General features: G+C 36.0%; 11 protein-coding genes. 8 read left to right on the forward strand and 3 right to left on the reverse strand.

Annotated elements, in window-relative coordinates:
- Positions 1–104: 104 nt before the first annotated feature.
- The gene (locus INE92_RS20355) at positions 105–4,163 is read right to left on the reverse strand and encodes a hybrid sensor histidine kinase/response regulator transcription factor (RefSeq protein WP_151927005.1); all 4,059 of its coding nucleotides are present in this window, start codon (positions 4,161–4,163) and stop codon (positions 105–107) included.
- Between the two features lie 175 nt (positions 4,164–4,338).
- Between INE92_RS20355 and INE92_RS20360 the strand changes: the two genes are divergently transcribed.
- From INE92_RS20360 to INE92_RS20395, 8 genes are all read left to right on the forward strand, one after another.
- Positions 4,339–6,132, forward strand: coding sequence for a site-specific integrase (locus INE92_RS20360; RefSeq protein ID WP_118313787.1), 1,794 nt, complete (start codon positions 4,339–4,341; stop codon positions 6,130–6,132).
- A 238-nt stretch (positions 6,133–6,370) separates the two neighbouring features.
- Positions 6,371–6,544, forward strand: coding sequence for a hypothetical protein (locus INE92_RS20365; protein ID WP_211421240.1), 174 nt, complete (start codon positions 6,371–6,373; stop codon positions 6,542–6,544).
- A gap of 361 nt (positions 6,545–6,905) precedes the next feature.
- Entirely contained in the window at positions 6,906–7,127 is a 222-nt protein-coding gene (locus tag INE92_RS20370; protein WP_117684122.1) for a hypothetical protein, read from the forward strand.
- 26 nt (positions 7,128–7,153) lie between these two features.
- On the forward strand, positions 7,154–7,363 hold the full coding sequence (locus INE92_RS20375) for a hypothetical protein (RefSeq protein ID WP_195354297.1): 210 nt from the start codon (positions 7,154–7,156) through the stop codon (positions 7,361–7,363).
- Positions 7,350–7,805 (forward strand): hypothetical protein, encoded by a 456-nt coding sequence (locus INE92_RS20380; protein WP_195354295.1) that lies wholly within the window; start codon positions 7,350–7,352, stop codon positions 7,803–7,805. Before INE92_RS20375 ends, INE92_RS20380 begins: the two co-directional genes overlap by 14 nt.
- Positions 7,806–8,391: 586 nt before the next feature.
- Complete coding sequence (locus INE92_RS20385; protein WP_211421241.1) at positions 8,392–10,152, forward strand: DEAD/DEAH box helicase family protein; 1,761 nt, start codon at positions 8,392–8,394, stop codon at positions 10,150–10,152.
- A gap of 267 nt (positions 10,153–10,419) precedes the next feature.
- On the forward strand, positions 10,420–12,234 hold the full coding sequence (locus INE92_RS20390; protein WP_060451319.1) for a WG repeat-containing protein: 1,815 nt from the start codon (positions 10,420–10,422) through the stop codon (positions 12,232–12,234).
- A gap of 21 nt (positions 12,235–12,255) precedes the next feature.
- Positions 12,256–13,131 carry a DnaJ-like cysteine-rich domain-containing protein gene (locus INE92_RS20395; protein ID WP_060451320.1) on the forward strand — a complete coding sequence of 292 codons (876 nt, stop codon included), beginning with the start codon at positions 12,256–12,258 and terminating at the stop codon, positions 13,129–13,131.
- A gap of 46 nt (positions 13,132–13,177) precedes the next feature.
- Here INE92_RS20395 and INE92_RS20400 read toward each other — a convergent pair whose 3' ends face one another.
- Both INE92_RS20400 and INE92_RS20405 read right to left on the reverse strand, forming a co-directional pair.
- Positions 13,178–13,783, reverse strand: a complete 606-nt coding sequence (locus tag INE92_RS20400; protein ID WP_141408708.1) for a hypothetical protein — start codon at positions 13,781–13,783, stop codon at positions 13,178–13,180.
- 311 nt (positions 13,784–14,094) lie between these two features.
- The gene (locus INE92_RS20405; RefSeq protein ID WP_004296535.1) at positions 14,095–14,502 is read right to left on the reverse strand and encodes a hypothetical protein; all 408 of its coding nucleotides are present in this window, start codon (positions 14,500–14,502) and stop codon (positions 14,095–14,097) included.
- Between the last annotated feature and the right edge of the window lie 104 nt (positions 14,503–14,606).

A 14,606-nucleotide genomic window follows, 5' to 3' on the forward strand; every position in this document is an offset into this window, starting at 1 on the left:
AACGCTGTTGTTTTCATACTCATCGTTTTTTAATCCGTGAAATCCGTGTGATCCGTGCCTAATAATATAAGATTATTTTGCAAGAGTGCTTGTATAGTTGCCTGCTAATCTGTTTCTTCTCCGTCCCCTTCTTCTTCGCTCTCTTCTCCTTTACGATAAGCCAGCGGACTGACGTGATAAATCTCCTTGAAACATTTACTGAAATAGCGGGAGGAGGAGAACCCAATCCGGTCAGAGATCTCCGTGATATTCAGCTCCGGGTTATTCCTTAACATGACAGCGCCTTTTTTGAGACGTATGCTTAGGATGAAATCATTCGGGGTCTGGCCTGTAACTGCTTTCAGTTTAGTGAATAGGTTCGTACGTGCCATACCCATTTCGCGGGCGAAGATATTAACGTTGAAATCCGTATTGTCCAGATGACGTTCGATAATGGCCATCGCGCGGTCGAGCATCTCCTTATCCATCGGGTTGGTAGCCAACATTTGGGCAAAAGCCTGTGGTTGTTTGCTGAACTTCTCTTGCAATAGCCGGCGGGAATTAACCAGGTTATTGCAGCGGGAAATCAGAAGATTGGTATTAAACGGTTTCGTGATATAATCATCCGCACCAATCTTCAAACCTTCGATATTGTGCTCTATAGCAGTACGTGCGGTTAATAATACCACCGGAATATGGCAAGTGTTAAAGTCCGTCTTGATCTGTTTGCAAAGTTCCGTACCCGACATGCGTGGCATTACGACATCACTTAAAATGATGCTCGGCATATCCTTCTGTATCATCTCTAATGCTTCTACTCCGTCGGAAGCCGTACTGACTTGATAGAATGTTTCGAAAATACCGACTAACATCTGTTTGATAGATTCATTGTCTTCCACTATCAGCATTTTGGCGTCTTCGATGCGCTTGTTATCTTCTTCTTTCCATTCCGAATCAGGGATTATTTCTACTGAAGGAACAATAGTCTCTGTTTGCTGGATGGTTTCCGTATCATCTTTCGCTATTTGCTCTTCTGTGAAGTGTTCCTTGCCTAGTTTGAGGGTGATAATGAAACTGCTTCCTTTGCCCGGTTCGCTTTCTACCCGGATTGTGCCGTGATGAAGTTCCACAATACCTTTTGTCAGTGCCAGTCCGATGCCTGTACCGGCTCCGGTATTCAGCGAGTTGAGATGTTCGGTCTGATAGAAACGGTCGAATATCTTATCAATTTCGGCAGCGGCGATACCTGTCCCGGTATCTTTTATTTCAATGATGACATGGTCTTTCTCCTGCGATACATTAATCGAAATTGTATCTTCGGCCTTGGTATGCTTCACTGCATTAGACAGCAGGTTGTTTATTACTTTCTGCATCTGCTTTTGGTCATACCATACTTCAATGTCATCCTTCTGTTTGTTGAACTTGAAGTTGATTTGTTTACTGCTCGCATATTCGAGGAAGAGCAGATAATTCTCATACAGGAAGTTAACCAGATTGTGCTGGCTAACTTTGATCTTCATGTGACCCTGTTCCTGTTTACGGAAATCAAGTAGTTCCGTAATCAGTTCCCGTAATTGGAGACTGTTCTTGTAGATTCCCAATACCTTATTATATATGTTAGGCGTAAATGTCTGCACCTGCAACAAAGTTTCCACTTGTCCCACGATCAGCGTTAACGGTGTGCGGAATTCGTGCGAGATGTTAGTGAAGAAACGGAGTTTCGACTGGTTCAATGCTTCGAGGTCTTCAATATGCTTCTTTTCGTACTTCAAAGACTCACGGAGTTTGATGCGCGAATTATAGTTCTGAATAAGATACCATAACAGGCTGATAGTGACAATGGTATAAATCAGGTAAGCCCACCATGTCTCATACCATGAAGGGAGTACGATAATCAGCAGTCTGGCCTCTTTTATTCCTTCCCTCTGTGATTTGATGACAAGGGTATATTTACCCGGATTCAGGTTTGTATAAGTAATCAGCGTTTGCTTCCGGTAAGTATGGTTCCATTCGTCTGAGAAACCCTCCAGGCGATAGAGAATTTCATCTCTGTTGGCAGGGATGAAGTTGGAAGTGGCATATTCGATACTAAACATCGATTGATTCGCTTTCAGACTGATTTCCGGAGTATGACAGATCGACTGTTCCAGGATGCCGCTTTCATCTCCCGGAACTACTTCTTTTCCGTTGACAAACAGGCGGGAAAGAATGATATTATATGATTTGGGAGTGAAATGTAATTTTTTCTCCCAGAAAGAAATCATTCCCTGAATACCGCCAAGGAATACTTCTCCGTCATGTGTCACAAATAGTGCGTTTTCATTGACGGCAGTCAACGGGAATCCATTCTCCGTACCGTAATTATAGAATTTCTTGCTTGGATAGTTGAACTGTGAGAATCCCTGATTGGTAATCAGCAATAAGTCTCCTTTCTGTATGGACGATTCGCATACTTCGTAGATACAGTCGCTGGATAAACCATCTGTCTGTACATCGAAGTTTTCAAAGTCATCACTTGCCTTACGGTAACGGTCGAGACCGCTTCCGGAGGTGCAGAACCACAGATTACCGTTACTGTCCTGCATGATACTGTTGATGTTATTGTTGCTAAGACTGTTCGGATTAGCGGGATTGTGTGGATAATTAGTAAGTTTACCACTGTCGAACCGGTAAGAATAAACACCCTCGCCGGTAGCCGCAATCCACAATGTACCGTCTTTATCAATGCAAAGACTGGCTACCATGCCAATACCTCTTCCTTCTTTCGTCTCTTTGAAGAGTTGTTGGCAAGCACCTGTTGCCGGATTGAAAAGACAAACACCGTTTTGTGTGGCGACAACCAGCTTGTCTTTATAAGGTACAATGTCTCGGACGATATCCGAAGGTAGCGAGGTTGGATCTCCGGCTTTCATCCGGTAGACAGTGAAACGGTTGGTACGCAGGTCGAGTTTGTTCAATCCTCCCAAGTGTGTACCTATCCACATGATTTCATTAGTCCGGTCGTAGTAGATTGCTTTGACATTGTTATGGGAAATGCTATTTTTGCCCTCTTCGTGGCGATACCACCGATAGGTGTTGTTTTTCCGGTCGTACACATTCACGCCACCGCCTTCAGTACAGATCCATAAGTTTCCGTCTTTATCTTCAGTCATTCTGCCGACAATCGGGCTACTTAAACCTTCTTTTTCTGTATCTCCCGTCTTGTAGCGGGTATAGATTTCATATTCCGGATTGAAATAGTTGACACCTCCGAAATAAGTACCCAGCCAAATTGTTCCTTGTTCATCTTTGACGATGCACCAGATGGAGGAGTGGGTAAGTCCGTCTGGTTTGTTCGCGTTGGCAGTGTAAAGTTGGAATTTACCTGTGCTCTTTTCATAGCGATTTAACCCGTGAAAGGTTCCTATCCACAGATTTCCTGCATTATCTTCACAGCAACTCCTTACGAAGTCGGCGCAAATACTGTTTGGATTTTTGGGATCATGACGGAAGTTCTCGATGGTACCGTCTGTTTTTATCCGGTAGAGTCCTTCTTCCCAAGTACAGATCCATAATTCTTTAGACGAATCTTCGTAAATACTCGCAATATTACCTCTTGTGACAGGTTGGGAAATCTTTTTGTCTCCCGATAAACAGTAAAGTCCGTTACTGGTAGTTCCCATCCACAGATTTTTCTTTTCGTCCAGGTGGAGGCAGGAGAGGGTGATATCTTTTCCGGCAAGATGATAGTAGAGATCGAAGTTTCCGGTACTTTCATTATATACAAACACTTCTTCTCTTTTCCCGATATATAATTTCTCGTTGAAATAAATAGCATCCACATTGCCTTGCAGCAACGTTTTGAATCTTTGTGTGGTCAGATCGAACTCTGCTACCCCGTCCGTACAGAGCAGGTATACCTTCCCGTTTTTGTTTCCGGTGATACGCAGCACTGTATTGCTGAACAAACTGTTCGGATCGTTTTTATTAAGTTTGAAACTTTTGATATCGTTACCGTTATACCGGTTCAGTCCTTCACGCGTGCCAATCCATATAATCCCCCGTTCATCAATATAAAGGCTATTGACAGAAAATTGGGAGAGTCCGTCGTCCGTGGTCAAGTGGCTAAAAGTGATGTTTTGACCTTGTGTGCGGACTCCAGCTACGCTTAAAAATAGCAGAAATAAAAGAATTACTTTTCTCACTAATTTATTTTTTAAGGTGTTTACATCTATGCAAATATATTGTTTTTATTCGAAACCACATACCTGCACGCCAGAATATTTAATGAGGGGGCTAATTAATACTTATCAGAAAGAATTGCCTTAAAAGAACACATTCAAAGAACCGAATTAAAGAACAACTTTAAAGAACAAGATTATGGAAAGGCAGATTTTTATTAATGAGATGCAAGCTCGTTTCAATTTAAGAAAACCACGTAGCGAGAAGCCAACCAATCTCTATTTAGTATGCAGAATAAACAACAAACAAGTTAAACTATCTACAGGGGTAAAGATATATCCAGACCACTGGAATGAAAAAAGACAAGAAGCATATATCAGCGTACGCCTATCAGAGTTAGATAATATAAATAACACTATAGTGAACAAGAAAATCACAAAACTAAAAGAATATTTCATCGAATTTAAGCATTATCTTTGTATGCATCCAGACGAGATTGGAGAAAGTATGAAACTATTAAAACAACACATATATAAAGATAGGATGAAGAAAGAATTACAGAAACCCGCAACTTTTATAATGAAACAAATTATAGAAGCAAAGACTTGTGCAGAAAGCAGTAAGAAACAATATCGTTCTAACATAGACAAATTCGAGCGTTTTCTCAAAGAGAATGAAATCCCCAATACATGGGAGAGCATGAATTTAGATACTATCAATCGCTACCAAAAGCAAATCATAAAAGAAAACCCATTGCATCCTCATAACACTTTGCGTAACATAATTAAAGGAACTATATTTAATTTACTAGGGATAGCAGATAAAAGACTGGATATTCCTTTCAAATGGTCTGACAGCAATTTAAACAGTTTTGAGTTCGTGAAAGATAAATCCAACAAAGAATTAGCAGATAACAAAAAAGTTTCATTAACAGAAGAGCAACTGAATAAATTCTACAAGCATATCATCACGGGAACAGAAAGACAAATAAAGAAATATACAGAAATCAGAGACTTATTCATACTACAATGTTTAGTTGGGCAACGAATTGGAGATATGCAAAAATTCTTTAATGGAGATAATGAAATGGATGAAGAAGCAGGAACCATCTCTATTATACAACAAAAGACAAAAGCCAGAGCTATAATTCCACTATTGCCATTAGCCAAAGAAATTATATCTAAATATGAGAATAAAGAATTATTATATTATAAAGAAAGAAAGTCCATTGTCAATGAAGCCTTAAAAGAAGTAGCAGAACAAGCAGGATTAGACGAGCCTATCACTTATGAAGAAAACGGGATTAAACAAACCCAACCTCTTTATAAATTACTGCATACACATACAGCAAGGCATACTTTTATCACAATATTGTGTAGAAAAGGCATCCCCAAGGAAACTGTTATTATAGCGACAGGACATGAAGATACAAAAATGATAGACAAAGTTTATTCTCATTTAAACAGTAAAGATAAAGCAAAGAAAGTCTCTAATGCTTTCAAAAGTTTAAATAATGGCATTTTTAATATGGGCAAGATGGAGACAAATTCTCTCAATGAAGCAAAGCCTACGAACGATGCAACTAATAATATCACCTTCGATACTCTGTTAGATACTCAATTTTTTGCATCTAAAATCAATAAGGCTGTTGAACTACAATCACAGGTAGGGCATTTGAAAAATGGGAAACTGTGTAGTTATGACAATGAAATCACGTCCCTTATAAGCGAGATAGAAAAATTCTCCCAATCTTCCACTTCTGATTCTGATGTGGCAAAACAATATGTGAAACAGTTATCTGTTGGGAAGCAGTCAGATTTGTATGACAGTTTTAGAGAAATGATTATCAAGTGCGTTAAGATTGGTATCAGTAAGGATGCAATTATGCAGTTTATCAATAAGGCTTTGGAAATAGGCTTGTTGGATAATGAAAGATTCACTCATATAAAAGAAATCACTACAGCCTTATTGGATAAAAGGAATCAGGGCTGACAAGTTTTCGAGGAAATCAAGGCTTCTGGTAAGCCTGAACATCATATTCTCCCCGAACAGTTACGACTATGGGGAGAATTTTTGCTTTATCGCATCCTCTACTCGAATATTCCACAATTTCGACTTGTTGTTTGGTGATGCGGTCGGGACTTTATACCTTTGCAATGTGATTGAAAGTCAGAAATGACCGAGTTTCTCATCACCCAGATTCACCACTACAAACCTAAATCTACTTCAAATGAAAGAACTGACCTACGCAGACATTCGTAAAATGGCACTGGAGCACGGTATTAAGGACACAAGGCTTCACATCGGGCTTTGGGCTACTGACCGATACATCAAAAGACGCAAAATGATACAAGGCAAGACGTATACAGTCTACCTACCGCATCATAAACAGGAACAGGAATAATTTTCGAGTTACAAACCTGCCACCAAGCTAGCGGAAGAGGGTATATCTTCACTTCATAAAGCTCTCAACACTAAGTTTAAAGAATGTTTACGAAGCGTTTGGACACCTCACCGAAGTGCAGTATCTTTGCACTACCAACATGAGATAAGGGTGGTATCACTGAAACTACTGAATTACCCCACTTGAAGTATATCTGAAAACCACTATTTGAATTTACGCCACTCACCGCACACAGATTCATTCTTTATGTATCTAATTTTATGAATTTATGGCAATGAACATGCTATTTGTAAGTTCAAGCTACTTCCTAAGAAACATTCCAGTAGCAATTTTAAACAAGAGAGAGATTATCAAACTCAAAATGCAGCGGTACAAGGACGTAAAGGTTTACCTCTACAGTTTTATACTACCAGACTACATGACAGATGAATATGTATCAGAGCAACTGGACGCACTTGCATCGCACTTGCTGTTCCCGCATCTCATACTATCCATCGCCAATACGACAATCTACAACCCAAGACTTGTCGCCAATAACGTGAATGGCATAGTGCATATCGTTTTATGCTTTGAGCATGATTGAATCAACAATTTTATGAATTTCCAATTATGAACACCAAACAAGAATTTAGTTTTGAAGAACTACGCAGGCTTGCATTGGCTCACCAAGTAAAGGACAGCAAAACTGTGATTGGAATATGGGCTAAGCTCAATGGATATTCCAAGAAACGCAAGCAAAGAGATAACAAGGTTTACACCGTTTACATCAAGATGAGCAATGACAAATTTAATACGAACAATGATTATGAGAACAACTAAAATTATGAAGGGCTTTAATGTAGAGAAATACAATGACGAGATAAATAAATTGAATATGATAATAAAGACGGTTGATGATTTCACCTATCTTTTTGTAGCGTGGGGAGATGAGACAAAGATGTCGAAAGAATGGTTTGAAAGTTTACTAAACCTTCCTTTTGCTGAAATCAGAAAGCACCTAAACCCTATATATATGGCAAATGATTTGCAGTATCCATATTCAATAGATTTTGAATGTGATACAACCATCCTCTCTTGTTATATCGATTACTTAGGTGAAATAGACCGGACTATGAAGAGGCAAATAGAATTTCTTAAGATTCTGCCAGAGATTCAGAAGGCGTATGGCAGTTTATTTATTTATAATAATAAACACTGTGAAATGACGAAAGATGCAGAGCGACTTATCATGGAGCAATGTATAGAATGGGAAGAGGATTAGTTCAACTTTCATACAATAGTGCACAAGCTTAACTTTATTGGAAGATTGAATATGAGCATGGATATGGTATAGTTTATGAAGATGATATATGAATAACTTCTAATGAAGGGAGGACTGTGCAAACGGTTCTCCCTTTTCGTGTTCATACATATCAGACTGGCATATATTCCCAAATGGATATGCAACCAAGTCCAATTACCTATTGCCATGTAAGCCTGTAATGGGAATTGAAAACTTATTGGCATTTGAAGCGGTAATATTCCAACGTTCAAATAGGGGGTATGGCTCATTTTTGTCATTTACTAATACAGATACAAACCAAGTCATGGATTTACCTGTTCTACTCCAACTCTCCCTGATATACATTCACTCCAACGCTGCCATCTCCTAAATCAATGAATGTGCCAGTCAGACACTAAAATTACAGACATAATGATACGCTTATGCCATAATTCTTATGGACGAGTTTTTCTTCAAATCGTCCCTATATAGGAAGAAAAAAATAACCCTACTTAAACTTAATCTAAAGTCAGATATTTCAAATACACAGATTACAATTTTATAAATCTAAGTTAATCTAAACACAATGAAACAAGAAATCATTAATGGTGGCAATGCCCGATATTTGGGCGAATTAGAAAGATTTAAAGATGGTATTCCTTTTGGCATCGTAAACAAGACAAAGACAGATGTAGGTGGCACTTATGTGGCTGCAAATTGCAGTAGTAACTATATTATCGTATGCCCATTCAAGGATTTGGTGGATAGCATAGCAGCAGATAAGAATAACAGGTATGAGGTATTCAAATGTTATGGTGGTGTAAGAGAATACCAGTTCAGGAAATATATCAAAAACAATACCACATATAAGATAGCCGTGACCTATGACAGCCTGCCCAAATTAATTGGATGGTTGAGCAGTACAGAAGGGTGGAAAGTCTTGGTAGATGAATACCATTTAATCTTGGAAGACATGGATTTCAGATATGATGCAATTAACGGCTTGATGGAAGAAATACAGAAGTTCAGGCATTATTCTTTTCTGTCTGCCACTCCAATTGACCTTGACTTTGAGATAGATTTCCTGAAACAGCTTCCACATTACAAAGTCCAATGGAATGGAGTGACGAAAATAACCCCTATCAGATACAAGGTCACGCAATTAACCAAAGGACTGGCTAGATTCATACAGATATTTTTGGATGAAGGCATATCACTCCCAGACATAAACGGCAATGTCAGCAAAGTGGAAGAACTATATATTTTTATCAATTCTGTGACCAGTATCAAGCAGATAGCAGATACGTTGAAACTGAATCCAGATGATGTGAAGATATGTTGTGCTGACAGGATTAGAAATAACAAACTGTTGGGCGAATACCAGATTGAATCAGTCAGTAGTCCCAATAAGAAGATTAATTTCTTTACAAAGAAATGCTTTCAGGGATGCAACCTTTTCACCAATAACGGGCTGATAATAGTAGCCAGTGACGCATACAGAACACAGACTTTGGTGGATATAAGTACTACTATGGAACAGATAGCAGGCAGAATCAGAATCAATGATGAATACCAGAACATCTTTAGGAATGTGATAGTCCATCTGTTCTCCACCAATAAGAATGTTATGAGCGATGAAGAGTTTGAAATGATGATGCAGGATAAGGAGAAGGAAGCTGACAAGTTGTTAAGCGGATGGAGTAAGTTGGATAAGGAAGAGAGACAGACCTATATTAAGAGGATGAACCTAGACACTGAACTAGTCTCCATCATTAATGGCAAGATGGTGTATAACAATCTGAAAAAGCAATCCTTCATTTATAAGCAGGAACTAAGGAAGACATACAAGGATGGAATCAGCATCAGGGACAGTTTTATGCAATCAGAGAAATTTGAGCTTACCAACCAGAATAAATGGAAAGATTTCAACATAAAACTGGCAAAGGCTATGACTGTCAGTTATGAGCAATTACTAAAAGATTATCTGGATTCCCCTTCTGAATCTTATGAACAGGAATATCCAGAATTTCCACTAATCAAAAGATATTTGAAGGAATCTGAAATGAATACTCTTAGATGGAACAGGGAGAAGATGCTAAAAGCTGTAGAGGACAAGAAACAAGTTGATAAAGTTTTCTTGGCTATATATCAGCCTGGCTTTATCAGCAATAAGGATTTGAAAAGCAAATTGAAGGATGAGTTTGGCAGATTGGGAATCAAGTTATCCCCCAAAGCTACCCTGATAGAGAATTGTACTCTTTACAATGTGGAGAAGGCAAGCAGGAAGATAGATGGAAAAACTGTTAGTGGGTATGAACTTGGCAAGATGGTATTTACCTTTGAATAAGAATCTACCAATATGACAGAACAGGACAAGAATAAAGCTCCAGACCATTAATAAGGTTTGGGGCTTTTTTTAATAAGAAACTAATTTTAATACTTGAGAGGATATTAAATCAGGAAGGCGGTATGGAAAATAGTAATATTACATCAAATAGAGTTACAATACATTGATTTATAATAACCTTGTTCTTTATTCTGTATAAATTCTATTTATTGTTTTTGTTTTTATCTTTTTATATATTTGTGCATCGTATTGAATTAAAGAATAATTATGGATAAGCCTCTATTTTCAGAATACTGTCATGCACTAGAATACAAACATTTATTTAAAAGTCATGATGATATGAATTTTTATTCAGCAAAGGAAGGTGATAATGATTACATAATGGTGGATGATTATGACTGTGGAATTTATGACGTATGGTCTGAAATACCAATTATTCTCTTAGAGAATGACAGATTACTTTGTAAACGTGATGAAAAATATGGTGTAGTAAATGCAGAAGGTTGGACTGTTATACCTTTTGTTTATGACAGATTTGATAACAGAGAAGAATTTGAAAATGATAGATATAGTGTTTTATTAGACAATAGATGGGGAGTGATAGACGCATCAGGAAGGGAGCTCTTTCGAATAAAATATAGTAATCCTATTCCAATATTAAAGTTTCCCAAAATAGTTTCGAATGATATGATATGCAGAGGGACTATACTTGTTGAGGATGCAGATACTCACCGTCAAGGATTAGTTAATTTTAATGGTCAAGAAGTCATTCCTACAATATATTCTAAAATAGAACGAAGTGGAAATTGGGACTATGTTTTTGTTAATTGGGGAGCTATAGAAGAACCTGAACCTAATTGCACATGGAATGGTATTTGGGGATGTTATAATTGGCAGGGAAAGGAGGTTATTCCCGTAAAGTATCATGCCATTCATTATATTAATGGTTATTTTATTGCAGGAGATGATGAATATAAGCACCTAGGTAATGATTGGGAAGATAAATATTATGGGATATATGATTTGTATGATTTGCAAGGTAGTATGATTATAGGCGGGTTTAATAATTGTCAAATTGGAACTAATTATTTTATTCTTAATTTTGGAATAGTTGTTGAATCTTATTGGAAAACAACTTATTGGGGAAATACTGAAATTGAATATGGTGACGAATTAGTAAAAGAATTGAAGTGTGATAAAATGTGTTCTATTGTTGTCAATAAGGAACTTGTCTCATATATCCCTAGACATTTAGTAGAAGAAACTCGTGAAGAAATTGAAAATGAGTATGATTTTTTATGTAATAATTTACCTCAAGGAGAAGGTTTGCTTATAGATGAATGTCCTAGGTTGCAGTTTGGGAAAAAATATAGTGAAAATGATTGGATAATAAAAAGAATTAGTGTTTATTCAGCTTCTTCTATAAATGACACCATTGTAATATATAAGTCAAGTAAGGAAATTACAATGTATGATGGTTCAACAGTGAAACTGAAAGGAATTATTTTTTGTAATAAGCTAAAAGTCATTGCTCCAACATATATAGATGTGAAATCAATAAAAAATAGTGAGTTGCTTTTCATTTTAAATAAAAATGGTTTAGTTGGTATAAGGAATATTTCAAAAGAATTGCTAAAACCACAATTTAACTTAATTACTAATCCACATAATAATATAGCTATAGGATTTAAAATAACATATATAAAAGAAGAGGAAATATATCAATGCCAATGTTCTTTATTAAAGTTCAACGAAGATTCTATTCATCAAGAGGATATTGTGAAAATGACAGGTTCACAGCTATATGAGTTGCTATATTGTGAATTTTCAAATTGGAGAACTTTTGAGTTAAGTGAAGAACATTTAGCATTGATAGCACAGTATTGGAGAGGTATACCTCATAATGACAATGGCACTTTTTGGTATTCAGATTGTCAGGATTTTAGATGGCTTTATGAGGATGAACATTATGAAGAAATAAAAGAAAGTATGTCCAATGATTCGACGGACTCGTATAATTGGGAATATTATAATGATGGTTTGGATATGGACCAACAAGATGAACGTTTTTGGAATTTTTAATTAATATATCTGCACACTAAAATGAAATATGAAGATTTATTAGAAAAAGACGAATGGGAAGTTAAACGCTATGAGATATTGGCTAGAGATAATTACACCTGTCAGGATTGTGGATGCAGAGGTATTAACAATGATATATTTTTCCCTATTTCTAGTATAAGTGATTTAGATATACTTTTACCTGACTGTCTGTTTGATGGTGAGGATTTGCGTTCTTTTTGTAACCATATAAAATGGAACGGTCAACTCATGTGCCCCAATTCTTTAACAGCTAGAGCTTTAAAAGAACATTTTTATATTTACCAAATGATAGCAATAAAGGAAGGTATTTGGAATGCTGAATTCCAGTTTGAATTTGCAGCAGATTCTCTACTTCCCAAATTGAATTTTCAACGAAATGATAGAAATTTATGTTTGCAATGCAAAGGAAAAGCAATTTATGGAAATGGATATTTAGCAGCTTTCATGTTTAAAGAAGATATAGGACAGACAAATTATGCTGCAATAAGCTATTCTTCTGGTGAAAATAGAGAGAAGCTGGAATTAAAGATTCTTTTTAAAAACAAATATTATTATTTTTATTTTGCTCATTTCCCATCTCTTAATGAATCAATGTTATTTCATTTTACTCCATTAAATACCCACCATAATTACTATATATTTGGTAGAAAACCTTGGGATTATGATAATGGAGCTTTAGTAACCTTATGTTCACGTTGCCATCAAAAAAGACATCAACAAACAAAGATTCCATTATATACATCAGACAGACAACTGATTTGTTCCGCCTTACCTGTATGTGACCGTTGTGATGGAACTGGTTATTTACCTCAATATCGTTATTTTATGGGTGGGATATGTTTTAAATGTCATGGTGAGGGTATGTGCGAATATTAGATACGCCCTATTAATGTCTGAAATTGTTATCTAATATCTTATAAACCTACCTATTTTTATCATAGACTTTTATTGGATATAAATATATTTCCCAGGGATAATTGATATTTTCTTGAAAGTTAGGATTTAGTAAATAATATTCATAAGTTTTAAAAGGTAGCCATTCTCGTGATAAGAGGCATAATTTAGTACGATACATATTCCCTTCTTTATTTAATTTCACTCTTCTTTCAAATTTCCAGTTGGATTTCTTCCTGAAATAGCAATATATTAGAGCAGAACCATTTGTATCATCTCCTTTTAAGTTAATATCTATAACCCAATCATATGGAATAATACCAACTTTAATAGCTTTCATTTTGTTATTTTCTGTTAGTTTCTCATTTGAACATCTAATGTATTTTCCTTCTGTATCTTGTACCACATTAATTGTTTCTGTTATAATCTCTATTCCATTAAAAAATGCATCCTTTATTTCTCCTTTTATATGTGAATATCTTCCAAACTTATTATCATTGTTAGGATAATATTTCTCATAAACATCTGCATCTACCAAATAAACTCTACTACAGCGTTTTTTACTATATATTTCAGACTTCAATCTGGATATATATTCATTAATTATTTTTTGGTGAGCCAGTTTATCTCGCATAGACAATCGTTTAGAAAGAAAGAAAATATGATATGCAATAAAGGTTGATATAATGATACTAAATATTGACAAAGCAACTTCCATAGTTTATTCAATTAGTTATTTACCGCAAAGATAAAAAAATATATGGTAAGATTACAGTTTTATGTATTTTCATTGATAATCATTAATATACACCAACTCTGATGTACGGTACCTGAAATTCATACCCCCCCTTTTATTGAGGAAGTGTTTTTTATTTGGAGTTTATGCTTTGATAAAGTGAAATATTTAATCTATTAATCCCCTAAAATAACAATTCATACTTATTTTTAGTGATTTGGAGATAAGTGCAAGAGAAATTTAACAGACGAATGAATATTCTTACCGTTTTCTTTAGCAGGTTGCCATTGGGGCATATTGAGTAGTGTATATAATAAAATAGAATCATTATGCGAATGTTGAACTACGTCTATTAACGTAGCTTGTTTAACAAATCCCAAACTATCAATCTTTACACAAATTTTGTATGTATATCGTTCCATTTCATCCTGTAAACACAAGTTCTTACCTAAATAGTCTATTACAGATAAGTATTCCTCTGTTTGAAAAAACGCAGGTGTAAATATATTCCCTAAAGCAACAGGAGAGCTTATTTTCTTTGTTGTACATGACAGGATTGATACAATAACTATCAATTGTAATCCTAATATCCAGAATCTTTTACCCGTTAATTCCATATATTATATCGTTTTTGGATATAGTAACAACACCCACATATTAATACAGCAGATAGCAATGTATTAAAAATATTCATTGTTGTAAACATGAGCCATGTCATTGC

The organism is Bacteroides xylanisolvens (assembly GCF_018289135.1).
Taxonomy (GTDB): domain Bacteria; phylum Bacteroidota; class Bacteroidia; order Bacteroidales; family Bacteroidaceae; genus Bacteroides; species Bacteroides xylanisolvens.

Excerpts from the sequence above, each read along its gene's own strand:
- INE92_RS20360 (WP_118313787.1), top strand. The coding sequence starts at position 4,339 with ATGGAAAGGCAGATTTTTATTAATGAGATGCAAGCTCGTTTCAATTTA.
- INE92_RS20365 (WP_211421240.1), top strand. The coding sequence starts at position 6,371 with ATGAAAGAACTGACCTACGCAGACATTCGTAAAATGGCACTGGAGCAC.
- INE92_RS20370 (WP_117684122.1), top strand. The coding sequence starts at position 6,906 with ATGCAGCGGTACAAGGACGTAAAGGTTTACCTCTACAGTTTTATACTA.
- INE92_RS20375 (WP_195354297.1), top strand. The coding sequence starts at position 7,154 with ATGAACACCAAACAAGAATTTAGTTTTGAAGAACTACGCAGGCTTGCA.
- INE92_RS20380 (WP_195354295.1), top strand. The coding sequence starts at position 7,350 with ATGAGAACAACTAAAATTATGAAGGGCTTTAATGTAGAGAAATACAAT.
- INE92_RS20385 (WP_211421241.1), top strand. The coding sequence starts at position 8,392 with ATGAAACAAGAAATCATTAATGGTGGCAATGCCCGATATTTGGGCGAA.
- INE92_RS20390 (WP_060451319.1), top strand. The coding sequence starts at position 10,420 with ATGGATAAGCCTCTATTTTCAGAATACTGTCATGCACTAGAATACAAA.
- INE92_RS20395 (WP_060451320.1), top strand. The coding sequence starts at position 12,256 with ATGAAATATGAAGATTTATTAGAAAAAGACGAATGGGAAGTTAAACGC.
- INE92_RS20400 (WP_141408708.1), bottom strand. The coding sequence starts at position 13,783 with ATGCGAGATAAACTGGCTCACCAAAAAATAATTAATGAATATATATCC.
- INE92_RS20405 (WP_004296535.1), bottom strand. The coding sequence starts at position 14,502 with ATGGAATTAACGGGTAAAAGATTCTGGATATTAGGATTACAATTGATA.